Here is a 14,208-nt window from a genome sequence, read left to right as displayed (position 1 = left end):
TATGTCTGCAACGGGTAACCACCGTCGTCGTAAGTCCACTTCGCTGACCCGCGGTCTCATCGCCGCGACCACGGGCGGAGCCGCTCTCGTGCTTCCGCTGATCGGTGCCGGCTTCGCCTCGGCAGCGCCGGCGCAGCCCGTCGCCGCCGAAAAGGCTGCGGTGTCGACCGTCAAGGAAAAGGCCGCACAGAAGGCCGCGCCCATCATCTATTCCGTGGCCGCGGGCGACACCCTTTCCAAGATCGCGCGGGTGCATTCGCTCAGCGGTGGCTGGCAGAAGCTGTACGAGGACAATCGAGAGATCATCGGCGACAATCCTGCAGTGCTTCGGCCGGGCATCAAGCTGACGATCGGCGCCCAGGCCGAGTCCAAAACTTCCGCCACTGCCGCACCGGCCGCGAAGCCCGCGACGTACACGAACAATCTGGACGGCTGGATCAAGGAGTCGCTGGCCGTCATGGCCAAACACGGCATCCCCGGCAGCTACGACGGAATCCACCGCAACGTCCTGCGCGAGTCCTCGGGCAACCCCCTGGCCATCAACAACTGGGACTCGAACGCCGCCAAGGGCACGCCGTCCAAGGGGCTCCTGCAGATCATCGACCCGACGTTCCGTGCCTACCACGTGCCCGGTACGCCGTTGGACAGCTACGACCCGGTCGCCAACATCACCGCAGCGTGCAACTACGCCGCCGACAAGTACGGCTCCATCGACAACGTGTTCGGGGCCTACTGACGCACAGCAGCGCCGATGGCGGTTCAGGACCGACGGGTGGCGAGGGGCCGAACAGGCTCCTCGGAAGGGACCGCACCCGCCGGTCAGGGACCGCCTTTCGGCTGCCCACCCGCGTGGACGGCATACGAAGGCAACGTCATGTGGGGCGTCGGCGGGTGCCAGGAACGGTCACATGGCCCGCGAGCCAGGAGAGCAGGGGCTCCAACTCCTCCGCCGCTTCGAGCACGGCGTCGACCAACGCCGACGTGTGCTGTGCGCAGTCCCCGCCGAGGGGACGGGCAGCGGAGACCGAGCGGTACCGGAGCAGGTCGGCACGGGGATGACCGGCGTCATGGCCGCGCGGCATGCGCTTCATGGTGTCCCCGGTGATCCCGTACCCCTGAGCCCCCAGTGCCTCGATGGCGCGCACCAGCTCGGGGCCACTGCCTTGCGCGGCAACGGCCGTGCGGAACAACGGGACCTGCCCAGGGTCCGGGTAGGTCCAGCCGCCCTTGATCCGGAGCCCGTCGAGGTCGAAGCGGAGACCGATCTCGACGTTGCGTGCGATCCGGATCACCGCCACTTGGTGCTGCCACCACCACGGGTCCTTGCGGAACCCCCAGACGGAGAAGTCTTCGTAGGCCTGGTCCGCGTCGGCCACATCGTTCAGCAACGCGATCATGGGCTGCCGTACGAGACGCTCCCGGTCCTTTCTGCGCTTCTCGCGAGCTTCTTGCGAGGGCATACCCTCCAACTGCAGAAGCAGCTCGAACGCTTGCTCTGTCCAGCCGCTGAATGCTCTACTCACGCAAGAGATCCTAGTGATCCGGGACTTGAGGGTGGGCGCGCACCGGGCCCTGGGCCGTAGCAGTGGCCTGCTGGGTCTCGTACGCGGCCGGCGGGGCGGTTCAACCGCCGGATCACGTCTGTACCGGTGTCCGAGGGGGCTGCGGGTGCCATCCGTTCGCGCCTGGCCTCGATGAAGCCCAGGCGCCTCGGCGCGGCCGAACGGCTGAGGGAGCCGCCCAGGACCCCCGTTATACGTCCGATCTGTTGGTGGAAGAGGTGGAGGGCGAGCCGGCGCCCGAATGGGATCAGTGGCCTCTCTTCTGGAACAGGCGCAAACACGCATACGGTTCCTGGTCGCGAGCAGCGACAGGCCTGGACTATTGATCGGATCTATTCCGTGTGCGAACCCTGGTGCGGCCCGGATGTGCGCAGTAGAGTCCCCTCCCAGCTCAGTGGTCTATGCCACTACGTCGGAGGTTGGGGAATGCGTCGCACACGCCTGCCACGAGCCGTCTGGCTGCCCGCCGTTGGCGCCTGCATCGCTGCCGGAGCCCCGGTTACCGGGAGCGCGGGTGCGGTCGAACCCCCCGTGGCGCAGCCGGACAATGCTCCGTCCGTCGTCCCGCCGCTGAAGAACTGGTCCGGTGGCAGCGGAAGCTTCACATGGCCCAGTGGGGCGACAACGCCTACACCATGCCCGAGGCGTATCCGCTCAACTATCTGCGCCGCCCGCTGCAGATACTCGCCTCCACCGCATGGGGCAGCCCCCGACTGGCCGGCTACCTCGATTACGAGGTCCTCGCCGACAGGATCGGCAATCCGCCCGGGCTGCCCGAAGTCGTCGATCCCGCGGCGCGCCCGGCCGGCGGTACAGCCTTCGGACCGAGCGGCGCTGCGAGCGCGTTCGACGACGACCCGGACACCGCGTTCGTCGCGAGCACCGCGGGAGCCGCAGCCGGGCTCGACCTCGGCGCCGACGGCGCGGAACGGCTCGCCGGTCTCAGGCTGCTCCCACGCAGTAACTCCTCCGCCGATCTGGCCTCGCTGGTGGGCGGGACCGTCCAGGGCTGCACCGACGGACCGGACGTCGGCTGTCACACCCTGGCCACCGTCCAGTGGACGCCGACCCGCGACTGGCTGACCCTGCCCGTCGACGATGCCACCCGTTACCGCTGGGTCCGCTTCAGCGGTGCACCATCGGCCAGGCCGGCACTTGCGGAACTGCAGATCCTGACCAGTCCCACCGAAGTCCGGCTCACCGTCGATGCCCCGCGCACGCTCGACCCGGCTCGCGCCAACACCGTCCGGGTGGTGGTCACCAACCCGACCGGGCACGCAGTGCCGCAGGCGCAGGTGCGCCTCGAAGCCCACCATCTGCTCGACAACACCACGCCCGGCGCTCTGCCCGGCCAACGGTCCGTCACGATTCCGCCCCGGCAGAGCCGCACAGTGGAATTCTCCATCGGACCAGGAGCAGAGGTGACCCCCGGCACGTACCGGCTCGTGGCCACGGCCGACTTCCGGCACACCGATGACGATCCGGCGGCCCGGAGCCGGGTACGGGCGACGACTGTCACCGTCGTCGCTCTGCACGACCTCGCCCAGGCCTTCGACAACATCGCCGTCACCCACGACAGCAACCCCCAGCCGGGGGACGTCGACGGAGCGCAATCCAGCTTCTCCGCCGAGGGCCTCGCGGCCGCCGGTGTCGGTGCCGGAGGCAGCGTCGACTCCGACGGCCTCGCCTTCACCCTGCCGACCGGCTTCGTCGGAACCGAGGACAACGCCCTCGCCCACGGCCGGCTCATCCCCCTGACCGGTCATGCGTCCCGCGTCGGCCTTCTGATGACCGCCACGTACGCCCCGGCCTCCGGCCTGACCGGCACCGTCACGGTCACCTACACCGGCGGAACCAGCAGCGCACTCCCGATCACCGTCCCCGACTGGAGCGCCACGAGCGTCCCGAAGGGAACGGTGATCGCGGCCGACGGAGGCAAGGTCAACGGCAGCGGCCGGGCACAGAGCACACGTACCGCAAAGCTCTACACAATCGCAGTGGACGTCGACCCGGCCAGACAACTCGCGTCGATCACCCTGCCGTCCGGGCCCCAGTACATGGGCTCCAAGACACCGGCACTCCACGTCTTCGCCATCGCCAGGGACCGCCGCACCGCCTGAACCGGGCTGCGACCCGGTGATCCGGACCGCAACGCCCGGCGTGCGCCCGCCGACGCAGGCCTCACTCCTGGGCGCTCTCCGCCGGCCGCTCCGGCTTCTGCGGCGGAGGCCTCGGAACCGTGGCCGCCGCTCCCTCCCGGACGGACTCCACCACCGCCTCGTGAAGGCGCCGACTGTCGGCCTCCGAGCAGCACGGCACCGGGCTGCCCGACATGGTGAACCAGTCGATCGCACCCGTGTACTGCACAGTGACCTGGGCCGTGTCATCGGCCCAGGTCGTGTGAACGGTCAGGTCTCCGGACAGGACGCCGACCTCGTCCGTGAGCACGCCACCGTGCCCGGAGAAAACGCCGCGAGTCGTCCATGACGCCCAAGCCATGTCTCCAGGCTGGCATCAAGACCGTGGATGCGCGACCCGCGGCCATCCGCGCATCGCGGCGCTCCGGGACGCCCGCACCCTTCCGGAATCTGGAATGGGCGAAACTTTGCACCGGATCCTGCTGCGGTTCCCGCACCCACCGATCCCCATAGAATGACGCGTTCTTAACGCCAAAACGTCAGATCTGCTCATCGAAACAACGAATTCCGAAGGTGAACAGCTCTTGACCTGCTGAACTCGTCAGGATTGCATGTCGCGCTGGGAGCGACGAAACCACTCACCACGTCCTCGTCTGGAGGCGATACCGCTCCCGCGCTCAGACACCGCACCTGTTGATCGGAATCGCACGATGACCGAAACGCTCAGCGCTCCCCAGGCGCTCGCCCCAGCGACCGGCCCCACTCCACAGAAGCTCAGGCGTTCCATCGGCGTCGTGGGCGGGACGCTGCTCACGCTCTCCTGCGTGACGCCCGCTTCGACACTCTTCGTGGTCGTACCCGACCTGTTCTCCAGCCTGGGCACGTACACCGCCCTCACCATCGCCATCGGCTCGCTGCTCTGTATCGCGGTCGCCTTCTGCTACTCGGAGCTGGGCACCCTCATACCGAGCGCGGGAGGTGAGTACGCCATGGTGTCGACCATGGCGGGACGGCTGGCCGGGTGGCTCGTCTTCGTGCTCTCCCTGCTGGTCGTGATGATCGTGCCCCCGGTCATCGCCATGGGGACGGCCGACTATCTCGCTCCCGTCGTGCACATTCCGGCTCCCGCCGCGGGCGCCGGGGTCATGGTCCTGGCCACCCTCGCCGGTCTCCTGGACCTGCGCGCCAACGCGTGGATCACCGGGATCTTCCTCGTCCTCGAAGTGATCGCGGCGGGCGTCGTCGCCGTTCTCGGCTTCGCGCACTCCGAGCGCGGGGCCTCCGCCCTGGTGCACGGGTCGGTCGCCTCGGGCAGCACGACCTCCACGGTCACCGCGATGATGGTGGTCTCCGGGCTCGCGATCGCGCTCTTCATCACCCAGGGCTTCTCCACGGCCGTCTACCTCTCGGAGGAACTGGAGAACCCGCGGCGCAACGTGGCCCGCACCGTGCTCGCCACCCTCGCCATCTCCACCGCGGTCATCCTCGTCCCGGTCATCGCCATCACGCTGGGCGCCCCGGACCTCGCGGCCCTGACCTCGGGCGACCTCAACACCATGGTCGCCGCCTGGTCGAACTCGGCCGTCGGTACGTTCGTCAGCCTCTGCGTGGCCCTCGCGATCATCAATGCGGGCATCGTCATGGTCATCCAGAACTCACGGGTCCTGTTCGCCTCCGCCCGTGACAAGGCGTGGCCCGAGCCGATCAACAACGCCCTGTCCCGACTCGGCCGGTTCGGCTCCCCGTGGGTGGCGACCCTGGTCGTCGGCATCCCCGGCGCGGCGCTCTGCTTCGTCAACCTCGACACCCTGTACGGCGTCACCGGCGTCTCCGTCACCGGCATGTACCTGCTGGTCGCGGTCGCCGCACTGCTCTGCCGCCGCGGCACGCACCGCGATGCACCGGCCTGGCGCATGCCCCTGTGGCCTGCGATTCCCGTACTGCTCATCGCCGTGCTCGCGTACATCCTGACCCAGCAGGAGACCGAGTACCTGCTGTGGACCGGCGGGATCACAGCGGTCGCCACGCTCTACTGGGCGCTGTATCTGCGGCCCCGCCGGGAGACCCGCTGGCTGGTCAGCATTCCGGAGGACGCACAGTCCTGACCGGATGACCGGGACTCGCGACCCGCATCCCGCACACTGCCCGGCCCGCTGAGCCGTCACCCCGGATAGGCCGGGGCGACGGCGGAGGTCATCAGCCGGCGGGCCGCACCGGTGCCGTCGGCCGGGACGGTCCACAGGTCCGAGCCGTAGTCGCCGGGGAGGGCGTAGACGAGGGTGGAGTCGTCCGCCCACACCGCCTGGTCGTCGATGTTGCGCCGCTCGGCGGTCGCGGTCTGCGACATGCGGCGCAGATCGAGCACATACAGCCGCCACGGGGCGTCGGGCGAGGCTCCCGGGACGCGCTTCTTGTAGGCGATGCGGGTGCCGTCCGGCGAGAGCGAGGGGCATTCGACGTTCTCGTGCAGGGTGGTGAGGGTGCGGGCGGTGACGTCGCCCCGGACGAGGTAGGTCCGGCCGTGGGTCGCCAGGGTGGCGTAGAAACGGGAGTCGTCGGCGAACGTGACACCCCAGATGTTGACGTCCGAGGCGCGGTAGGGCCTGCCGTCCTTGGTGACGGTGTACGTCTCGAGGTTGTCGTCGATCGCCCAGGTGCGGGTGTCGACGATGGCGGTGCGGGTGGAGAAGTCGGTTCCCGCGTAGGAGTCCCCGCTGACGAAGACCGTCCAGGCGACCAGATGGCCGGACGGTGCGACCCGGGCGCGGGTGGGAACACCGGCTGCCGGGAAGCGGTGCAGCTCGTGGAGGTGCGAGTCGAGTACGACGGCCCGATAGGTGTCCTGAAGCGCGCCGTGCCGGGCCTGCAGACAGATTCCGGTACCGGCGGCCGCGTGGAAGCGCAGGCATTTGACGCCGGACACGGTCCGCGCACCGTCCGGCCGGTCGGCGGGCACGGTGGCGATCTCGTCGCGGTGCGGGCCCCAGGCCAGGTTGCGTACCAGCAACTGACGGTCTCCGGCCGTCCGGAGCGAGACAGTACCGCTGCGGACGGGTGGGCCACCCGCCTGCTCCTGGTCGCGTCTGTCGGACCGGTCCGCGGCATGCAGCACCGCCGCGGTCCCGGCCGTCCCGAGCAGCAGGACGGCGAGGAGCAGGGTCACCAGACGGTTGGTTCGGCTCATGTGGACACCTCATCCGTGTCACGGTCTGCGGCACACTTCGCGTCACGATCGGTGCCGCGCAGGACGATCGAGGCCGTCAAGGCACTCACGGCCAGCGCGGCGGCCGTGACGGTGAGACTCGTCCGCCCGCCCCACAGGCTCCAGGCGGAGCCGAACGCAAGTGAGCAGGCGAACCTTCCCAGGGCCTGACCGGTACCCACCAGCGCCTGCCCGGCGCCCTGGTGCTCCGCCGGGACGGCCCCGGCGGTGGCGGCGGCGAGCACTCCGTCGGTGGCGGCGTAGAAAGCGCCGTGCAACACCAGCACGGCGATCAGCACCGTGACACCCCGCAGCGGGGCCAGCACCAGGCCGTAACCGAGCAGCAGGCTGCCGTGGCCCGCCAGGAACAGCCGACGGCGGCCGGTGCGGTCGGCGAGCGCGCCCATGGGTACGGCGAGCAGCAGGAAGGCGGCGGCCGTGCCGAGCGGAAGCAATGGGAAGAGCTGGGCGGGCAGCCGCAGTTCGCGCTGGAGCAGCAGATAGAGGAACGAGTCGCTGACGGTGGTGAGGCCGAGCAGGGCGGCGCACAGGGTGAGCCTGCGCAGTCCGGGGCGGCGCAGCAGGGCGACCGAGTCGCGCAACGCGGGGCGCTCCCGGGACGGCTCGGTGTCCTTCGGAGTGAACTGTCCGGGCACGAAGAGGACCAGCACGAGGACCCCGAGCGCGGCGACGCAGCCGCTCACTGCGAAGACCGCGTCGTAGCCGTCGACAGCGGCCCGGAGAACGGCGAAGGCCGCCAGCGGTCCGAGCAGGGCGCCCGTGGTGTCCATGGCGCGGTGCACGCCGAACGCTCTTCCGCGGTGCTCGGGCCGGCTGGCCAGCGAGATCATCGCGTCCCGGGGCGCGGTTCGCAGGCCCTTGCCGGTGCGGTCCACCGCCAGCACAGCACTGATCACGGGAAGGCTGTGGGCGAACAACAGCACAGGCTTGCAGAGCGCGGACAGACCGTAACCGATGCCTGCCACCGACTTGTGCCTGCGGCCACCACCCCGGTCGGCGAGGTGGCCGCCCAAGAACCGTACCAGGGCGCCGACGCCGTTGTTGATGCCGTCCAGCACACCGAAGCCGAGCGGCGACAGGCCGAGGACGGTGACCACGTACAGCGGCAGGACAGCGGTGACCATCTCCGAGGAGATGTCCGTGATCAGACTGACGGCGCCGAGAGCAAGGACAGTGCCGGGTACCACGGCCGGCCGCCGCCCCGGACCGGTGTCCGGGGCGGCGGTATCGGCACTGCGGGAGTCTGCGAGATACACAGATGTCAGTTCCAGATGCCGGAGATGTCGGACGCCGAGGCCGCGTTGCCGGCGTGCGTCGTCAGGCCGGCCAGGTCCTCCAGGGTGCGGAGCACGTTGTAGTGGTTGTAGGTGGCACCGCTGGAGCTGCCGGGGGTGACGTGCTGACCGTAGAAGACGGTGGGGATGCGGTTCCCCGACAGCTTGTTGTCCTCGTCGAACGTGACGACCAGGAGGCTGTTGTGGGTCTTGGCCCAGTCGGCATAGGCGCCCAGCTTGTTCTTGATCCATGTGTCACCGGTGGAGACCGAGCAGTCGTGCATGTCGCTGCACAGGTTCGGTACGACGAACGAGACCTTCGGCAGGGCGGTGAAGTCGGCCGGGAACTGCGTCATGGTCTTCGCCGCGCTGGTCGGCACATTGGAGAAACCGAACCAGGGATTGTGCTTCTGGGCGTAGTCACCGCTGCTGCAGACGGTCGAACCCTGGCTGGGCAGCGTCTCGTTGTAGCTCGCCCAGCTCTTTCCGGCGGCGATCAGCTCGGAGGCGAGATTGGGCGCGGACAGGGAACCGACGCCCACGCAACTGTCGTCGGTGCGGCCCTGGTTGGAGCCGGAGAACAGCATGTAGTAGTTCGGCTCGCTGGGGTGGGTCAGCCCGAAGGACTGGGTGAGGCCGGCGCCGCCCGCCTTGAGAGTGTTGTTGATGTACGGGGCGCCGGAGGCACCGATCACCTGGGTGTAGGCGTGGTTCTCCATCACCACGACCACCACATGATCGGGGGCCGGGAGACCGGCGGCCTGTGCGGTGGAACCGGTGGTGGCCCAGAGACCGATCGAGGCGGCGGCGAGAGCCACGGCCCCGGCCAGCGCGGTGAGGGAGCGTCGGCTGCGCCTGGACGCCTGAACTGCGGTCATGACTGTCCTCCGGACAGAAGTGACGAGCACACGGGTGTGGGGCGTCGCAACCCTAGGAGCCACCGGGTGGACTCGGCCGCGTCCCGTGCATGAAGAGCAGGCGAACCTTTCCCCACCATTCTGCCGCGCGGTGGGCGGACCACGCTGCGCCCGCGGCGGCCCGGTCGCGATGCCCTCCCAGGGGCCCGATCGCCTGACCGGGAACGGTCTGTCGGCCCGGCGACGAAGCCCGCACACCCATGGGCCATCAAGGTGGGACCAGGAAATCGCCACATCGTCGGAGTACGGGAGCCGGAGCGAGATGAGTGTCGAGCGCGTGGGAGTCGTTGTCCACCAGGGCCGTCCCGAGGCTGCTGCCACGGCGCGCGTCGTACGCGACTGGTGTGCGGGCGAAGCCGTTCCGTGCACGGACATCGATGTGTGGCGCGGCGACGCGCGCCGCCGTGGCGGACGGGAGGAGGCCGATGTCGCGGGCAACCCCGATCTCATCGTGACGCTCGGAGGAGACGGCACATTTCTGCGCGGCGCCAGGATCGCGGCCAAGAACCACGCCGCCGTTCTCGGGATCGACCTGGGCCGGGTCGGCTTCCTGACCGAGGTGCCGGCCGAGGACGTCGTCCGGGCGCTCGACGCCGTCCACCACGGACGGGCGGACGTCGAGGAGCGCATGACGCTGACGATGAGGACTTCCCGCGTAATCGAAGTGCCCAAGGACATCGACGCCCTGATGGGCTACGGACGACGTCCGATGCTGCCGCCTCCCCATGTCGACCTGGAGGCGGAGGCCGCGGAGGAGGGCTGGGGCGTGGCGCTGGATGTCACGGCCCTCAACGACGTCGTCGTGGAGAAGCTCGCGCGCGACCGGCAGGTGAGTCTCGGCGTCTATATCGGCGGCCGGCTCCTCGCCTCGTACTCGGCCGATGCCGTCATCATGGCCACCCCCACCGGGTCGACCGCCTACAGCTTCGCCGCAGGCGGTCCGGTGGTGTCGCCACGCATGGATGCCGTCCTCTTCACACCCGTCGCCCCGCACATGACCTTCAACCGCACAGTGGTCGTCGCTCCGGACGAACCGATCGCGGTGCGGGTCCTGCCCCATTCGGGGCAGGGCGCGGTCACGATCGACGGTCAGCTGCGCGGCGTACTTGACGCCGGAGACTGGCTCGGGGTGTACGCGGCCCCGCGGCGTCTGCGCGTCATCAGGCTCGGCCCGCACGATTTCTACGGGCGGCTGCGCACCCGGCTTCGACTCACGGACGCTCCGGCCACGGCCGCCGACGGGGAGAGCGCGCCCCTGTTCCGTCCCGACGGCCCGGTCCCGCACGACCTGGCCCATCTCCATTTCTCCCCGGCCCCGGCGGACAGGGACGAGGCAGCCCGTGGTTGACCGGGCGGGGGAGAGCCGCAGGCTGAAGAATCGGAAAGGGAAGATCCGACATGTCGCACGACGAAGGAGTCCACATGCCCAGCAGTGCCGACCTTCCTGACGCCACCGGAGTGACGGCGCCCGACACCAAGCTGGCCGCCGCGGCCACCGAACTGGTGCGTGACGCGACCGACGACCTGATCTACCACCATTCCCGCCGTGTCTACTTCTTCGGCAGCCTGCAGGGGCAGAACAAGGGGCTGAGCTTCGACCCGGAACTTCTCTACGTCGGAGCGATGTTCCATGACCTGGGCCTCAACGAGGAGTTCCGCGGGAGCGGGCGCCGCTTCGAGGTGGACAGCGCCGACGAGGCACGGAGATTTCTGCAGAGCCACGGCGTGCCCGAGGACAGCATCCGCCGCGTCTGGACGGCGATCGCGCTCCACACGACGCCGGGAGTTCCACAGTTCATGGAACCCGAGGTCGCCCTGGTGACCGCGGGGGTGGAGTACGACGTGCTCGGCATCGGGTACGCCGACATCAGCGACGCGGACCGCGCGTCGATCGTTGCCCTCCATCCCCGCCCCGACTTCAAACAGCGCATTCTCCGGGCCTTCACCGAAGGCATCGAAGCCAAGCCGGACACCACTTTCGGCAATGTGAAGGCCGATGTACTGGAGCGATATGTACCCGGCTTCAAGCGGGGCAACTTCGTGGACACCATCCTGGATTCCCCTTGGCAGGAGTGAGGCTCCCGCAGGGCACGCAAGTCGGTGGACGCCTTCGTCCGGGCGCACCATGATGGGCGGTCCGAGCTGCGGCTCTTCGTGGCGAACGAGAGCCGTGGCAGCCACCCGCTCGGGGGTGTCCGTGTGTGACAGGGCAGGTCGAACGGCTCCGGGCCCCGCTGCGCTCCTCCCGCGCCCCTACGGAAAGGCCACGCCGTGCCGGTCGCCCTCGTGCTGCTGCTCGCAGGGACGTGGCTGCTCTCCGGCGCCCTGGTCACCGGAACCGATCCGCTTATCGTCGCTGTGGGCCGCACAGCGGTGTGCTGCGCGGTGCTCACCGCCGTCGCCGCGTCCAGTGCGGGCGGACGGGCCGATCTGCGCCGGGCCGCGGCCCGCCCGAGCACCGTATGGCTGCTGGGCCTGCTCGGCTTCGCCGGCTACGCGGCCGGTACCCTTCTGGCCATCCCGCGCATCGGCACCTCGCTCACCAACCTCGTCGTCGCGCTGATGCCATGCGCCTCGGTGGTGGTTGGGGCGGTGTTCTTCGGTGAGAGGTCCGGGCCGCGCAAGGCGGCGGGGGCAGTGCTGGCCTGCGCGGCAGCGGCCGGATACGCGGCGCTCGGCGCGGACGCGGGGGATCTGGACGGGACGGGGCTGCTGCTGGTGGCGGCCGCGACCGTGGCGTTCGCTGTGTACGGGTTCCTGTACCGGGAACGGCTGTCGGGGCTGCCGCCCCTCGCCGTTCTGCCCGTGCTGCTCGCGGCCGCCACCTGTCTGCTGCTGCCGATGGCCCTGCCCGCCCTGATCGCCCATCCGCCGACACTCGCCGCGACCGGCGGCATCGTGGTGCTGGGCGCGGCCGTCTACGCGCCCGCCTACCTCGTACAACACCGGCTCATCCTGCTCCGAGGGCCGGTCTTCACGGCAGCTGTGCAGCTGGCCGTTCCGTTCACCGTGCGCCTCGGCGACTGGGCGCTGGACACCGCGCCCGTGCCCTCGACCGCCGAACTGATGCTCCTCGCGGTGTGCTGTGCGGGGATCGCCCTCGTCACCGTCCAGCCGCACGACCGACTCGCCACTGCTGAGTAGTCGCGAAGCGGTCCTCGACGCCCTTCGACCACAGGCTCGTTCCGACCGGCTCCTCGGCCGGGCCGGCGGCTGCCGAGGCGCTCTTCGAGGAGATCGGTGGCCACGAAACCGAATTGTGACGGACGTCGGACGCGACTACCACATACGGACTTCAGAGAGCCGGCCAGCGCCGCCGTGTGCAGTTCATCGAGGTGCATTTCGTGACGCACGCGTACCGCAGAGGCGGCCAGCGCGACGCCGCACAGCGGCGCCGAACGGTGCGGTGCCGAGGCAACGACAGCTCGAACGAGTGCCTCGTTGATGCGGTTGACCTCCTTGCGCACCTCACTGAGGCCGGGGCGTACGGCGGGCGCCTTGGACGGATCGTCCTGCCACAGCCGGTGCAGCCCACGCTGCACCTCCTTGTTCGCCTCGATCTGGTCCCGGAAGATCTGTCGGGTCACCTCGGCGTCCCCGCCCAGATTCCGCGCCTGTCCGGCCACGGCGTCCAGCACCTGCTGCTCCCTGGCGGGATCATCGATCGGGCTGTCGGCGCCCCACTTCGCTGCGGCTACCAGGTCACCGGTGGCGATGCGCCGGGAAGAAAGTTCGGTGATGGAGAACAGCGGCGGGTGCGGACCGTCACCGCTCTCGGTGGCCGGGGTGGTGTGCGTCGCGGACACGGACGCCGGGGCGGCAGTTGTCACTCCGGTGAACAGCGCGGTCGCAGCTACGGCCGTGGTCAGCAAGTGGACCCATCTTGAGGTCTGTTGCACAGGAGTTTCCTGCCGATCGGTCGATGGTGCGAGGAGCGCGCCGAGCGCATCACGCACAGGCCAGGGACAGAGAGAACGCCTGGGCGTGGGCCGAGGTAACGAACAGGGCCTGACTCTGGTGCACCGACAACACCCCTGAGGCCGGACTGCTGTACGTGCCCACCGCCGACGGAGTACACGTGTTCGGTGCAGGAGACGATGTGGCGTTGCGCGGCCCGATTGCGTACCGGTGGTCGGACCGGCTCGCCCCGCATCTCGATCGCCCGGTCGAGCTCGACGGCCCCTGCGTACGCCACTCGGTCGTGCCGCCGTGGACATTGGAACGCCGGAAACCCTGGACTTGCCGCCGTTGGACGACTGCATGACGGCGCGGGTGCCGGCCGAGAGGGTTTCCGGGAACTCCGGAGTCATGGACACGCCGCCGGCGAATTCCAGGGCGAGGGTCCAGCCGCCGGCGCGGCCGAGCCCCGCACGCGGCCGATCGCCTACTGCGGCTGTGTCGCGATCTGGATCAGGTTGCCGCAGGTGTCGTCGAAGACGGCGGTGGTGACGGGGCCCATCTCCAGGGGCTCCTGGGTGAAGCGGACGCCGAGGCCGCGCAGGCGCTCGTACTCCGCCTTCACGTCGTCGACGGCGAACTGGGCGAGCGGGATGCCGTCCTTGACGAGCGCGTCGCGGTAGGGCTTGACGACCGGGTGGCCGGCGGGCTCCAGGAGGAGTTCGGTGCCGCCGGGCTCGTCGGGCGAGACGACGGTCAGCCACCGGTCCTTCTCGCCCACCGGGACGTCGTGCTTCTTCACGAAGCCGAGGATCTCGGTGTAGAAGCGCAGGGCCTTGGCCTGGTCGTCGACGAAGACGCTGGTCAGATGGATCTTCATGGGGTGCTCTCCTCCGGTCCGGATGTGTCGGGCACGAGCCATCGCTCGGCGATCTGCCGCAGCGGGGCTGTGTTCAGGTCGTGGAACTTGTAGCGGCCCTCTCGCCTGGTCTCGACGAGCCCGGCGGCCTCCAGCACGGCGAGGTGCTGGGAGACCGCCTGGCGCGAGATGCCGAGCCGATGCTTCATGGTCAGTCGCGAGCAGATCTCGAACAGTGTCTGTCCGGACTTCTCCGTGAGCTCGTCGAGGATGGTGCGGCGGGTGGGGTCGGCCAAGGCTTTGAAAAGGTCGTCGGCCACGACCACACGATAGGCAAA

Annotated in this window: 13 protein-coding genes and 1 pseudogene; 6 read left to right on the top strand and 8 right to left on the bottom strand. The window is 69.4% G+C overall.

Annotated features, from left to right (window positions below; all coding sequences use genetic code 11):
- Position 1 precedes the first annotated feature (1 nt).
- Positions 2-736: a transglycosylase SLT domain-containing protein gene (locus ACFVYE_RS13440; protein WP_389605549.1), complete on the top strand. Its 735-nt coding sequence runs from the start codon at positions 2-4 to the stop codon at positions 734-736.
- A 136-nt stretch (positions 737-872) separates the two neighbouring features.
- On the opposite strand, the gene ACFVYE_RS13435 is transcribed toward ACFVYE_RS13440, so the two are convergent.
- Positions 873-1,523, bottom strand: a complete 651-nt coding sequence (locus ACFVYE_RS13435) for a DUF2461 family protein (RefSeq protein WP_389605547.1) — start codon at positions 1,521-1,523, stop codon at positions 873-875.
- Between the two features lie 644 nt (positions 1,524-2,167).
- On the opposite strand from ACFVYE_RS13435, the gene ACFVYE_RS13430 reads away from it, so the two are divergent.
- On the top strand, positions 2,168-3,682 hold the full coding sequence (locus tag ACFVYE_RS13430) for a hypothetical protein (RefSeq protein ID WP_389605545.1): 1,515 nt from the start codon (positions 2,168-2,170) through the stop codon (positions 3,680-3,682).
- A gap of 61 nt (positions 3,683-3,743) precedes the next feature.
- On the opposite strand, the gene ACFVYE_RS13425 is transcribed toward ACFVYE_RS13430, so the two are convergent.
- Entirely contained in the window at positions 3,744-4,061 is a 318-nt protein-coding gene (locus tag ACFVYE_RS13425; protein ID WP_389605543.1) for a hypothetical protein, read from the bottom strand.
- A gap of 349 nt (positions 4,062-4,410) precedes the next feature.
- Between ACFVYE_RS13425 and ACFVYE_RS13420 the strand changes: the two genes are divergently transcribed.
- Complete coding sequence (locus ACFVYE_RS13420; RefSeq protein ID WP_383963999.1) at positions 4,411-5,805, top strand: APC family permease; 1,395 nt, start codon at positions 4,411-4,413, stop codon at positions 5,803-5,805.
- Positions 5,806-5,861: 56 nt separating this feature from the next.
- Here ACFVYE_RS13420 and ACFVYE_RS13415 read toward each other — a convergent pair whose 3' ends face one another.
- The 3 genes from ACFVYE_RS13415 to ACFVYE_RS13405 are packed head-to-tail and all read right to left on the bottom strand — an operon-like array spanning position 5,862 to position 9,075.
- Positions 5,862-6,884 (bottom strand): TolB family protein, encoded by a 1,023-nt coding sequence (locus ACFVYE_RS13415; RefSeq protein ID WP_383963996.1) that lies wholly within the window; start codon positions 6,882-6,884, stop codon positions 5,862-5,864.
- On the bottom strand, positions 6,881-8,179 hold the full coding sequence (locus tag ACFVYE_RS13410) for an MFS transporter (RefSeq protein ID WP_389605541.1): 1,299 nt from the start codon (positions 8,177-8,179) through the stop codon (positions 6,881-6,883). Before ACFVYE_RS13410 ends, ACFVYE_RS13415 begins: the two co-directional genes overlap by 4 nt.
- Before the next feature lie 5 nt (positions 8,180-8,184).
- Positions 8,185-9,075: an alkaline phosphatase family protein gene (locus ACFVYE_RS13405; RefSeq protein WP_383964205.1), complete on the bottom strand. Its 891-nt coding sequence runs from the start codon at positions 9,073-9,075 to the stop codon at positions 8,185-8,187.
- Positions 9,076-9,376: 301 nt separating this feature from the next.
- Between ACFVYE_RS13405 and ACFVYE_RS13400 the strand changes: the two genes are divergently transcribed.
- From ACFVYE_RS13400 to ACFVYE_RS13390, 3 genes are all read left to right on the top strand, one after another.
- Positions 9,377-10,462, top strand: coding sequence for an NAD(+)/NADH kinase (locus ACFVYE_RS13400; RefSeq protein ID WP_389605539.1), 1,086 nt, complete (start codon positions 9,377-9,379; stop codon positions 10,460-10,462).
- A 74-nt stretch (positions 10,463-10,536) separates the two neighbouring features.
- Positions 10,537-11,190: an HD domain-containing protein gene (locus ACFVYE_RS13395; RefSeq protein ID WP_383964199.1), complete on the top strand. Its 654-nt coding sequence runs from the start codon at positions 10,537-10,539 to the stop codon at positions 11,188-11,190.
- Between the two features lie 195 nt (positions 11,191-11,385).
- Positions 11,386-12,258: an EamA family transporter gene (locus ACFVYE_RS13390; protein WP_389605537.1), complete on the top strand. Its 873-nt coding sequence runs from the start codon at positions 11,386-11,388 to the stop codon at positions 12,256-12,258.
- A gap of 290 nt (positions 12,259-12,548) precedes the next feature.
- On the opposite strand, the pseudogene aroQ reads toward ACFVYE_RS13390, so the two are convergent.
- From aroQ to ACFVYE_RS13375, 3 genes and pseudogenes are all read right to left on the bottom strand, one after another.
- Positions 12,549-13,538: pseudogene (aroQ, locus tag ACFVYE_RS13385) on the bottom strand (gamma subclass chorismate mutase AroQ); the annotation flags it as partial.
- The gene (locus ACFVYE_RS13380) at positions 13,499-13,891 is read right to left on the bottom strand and encodes a VOC family protein (RefSeq protein ID WP_383964193.1); all 393 of its coding nucleotides are present in this window, start codon (positions 13,889-13,891) and stop codon (positions 13,499-13,501) included. The pseudogene aroQ and the gene ACFVYE_RS13380, both read right to left, overlap by 40 nt.
- On the bottom strand, positions 13,888-14,190 hold the full coding sequence (locus ACFVYE_RS13375) for an ArsR/SmtB family transcription factor (protein WP_383964190.1): 303 nt from the start codon (positions 14,188-14,190) through the stop codon (positions 13,888-13,890). The genes ACFVYE_RS13380 and ACFVYE_RS13375 overlap by 4 nt, the downstream gene beginning before the upstream one ends.
- Positions 14,191-14,208 lie beyond the last annotated feature (18 nt).

Source organism: Streptomyces sp. NPDC058239 (assembly GCF_042882185.1).
Classification (GTDB): domain Bacteria; phylum Actinomycetota; class Actinomycetes; order Streptomycetales; family Streptomycetaceae; genus Streptomyces.
Note: the sequence above shows the minus strand (reverse complement) of the source record. Positions and strands in the feature narration are given on the sequence as shown.

Coding starts and splice junctions, on each gene's coding strand:
- ACFVYE_RS13415 (WP_383963996.1), bottom strand. CDS start 6,884: ATGAGCCGAACCAACCGTCTGGTGACCCTGCTCCTCGCCGTCCTGCTG.
- ACFVYE_RS13400 (WP_389605539.1), top strand. CDS start 9,377: ATGAGTGTCGAGCGCGTGGGAGTCGTTGTCCACCAGGGCCGTCCCGAG.
- ACFVYE_RS13405 (WP_383964205.1), bottom strand. CDS start 9,075: ATGACCGCAGTTCAGGCGTCCAGGCGCAGCCGACGCTCCCTCACCGCG.
- ACFVYE_RS13430 (WP_389605545.1), top strand. CDS start 2,168: ATGGCCCAGTGGGGCGACAACGCCTACACCATGCCCGAGGCGTATCCG.
- ACFVYE_RS13380 (WP_383964193.1), bottom strand. CDS start 13,891: ATGAAGATCCATCTGACCAGCGTCTTCGTCGACGACCAGGCCAAGGCC.
- ACFVYE_RS13395 (WP_383964199.1), top strand. CDS start 10,537: ATGCCCAGCAGTGCCGACCTTCCTGACGCCACCGGAGTGACGGCGCCC.
- ACFVYE_RS13440 (WP_389605549.1), top strand. CDS start 2: ATGTCTGCAACGGGTAACCACCGTCGTCGTAAGTCCACTTCGCTGACC.
- ACFVYE_RS13420 (WP_383963999.1), top strand. CDS start 4,411: ATGACCGAAACGCTCAGCGCTCCCCAGGCGCTCGCCCCAGCGACCGGC.
- ACFVYE_RS13425 (WP_389605543.1), bottom strand. CDS start 4,061: ATGGCTTGGGCGTCATGGACGACTCGCGGCGTTTTCTCCGGGCACGGT.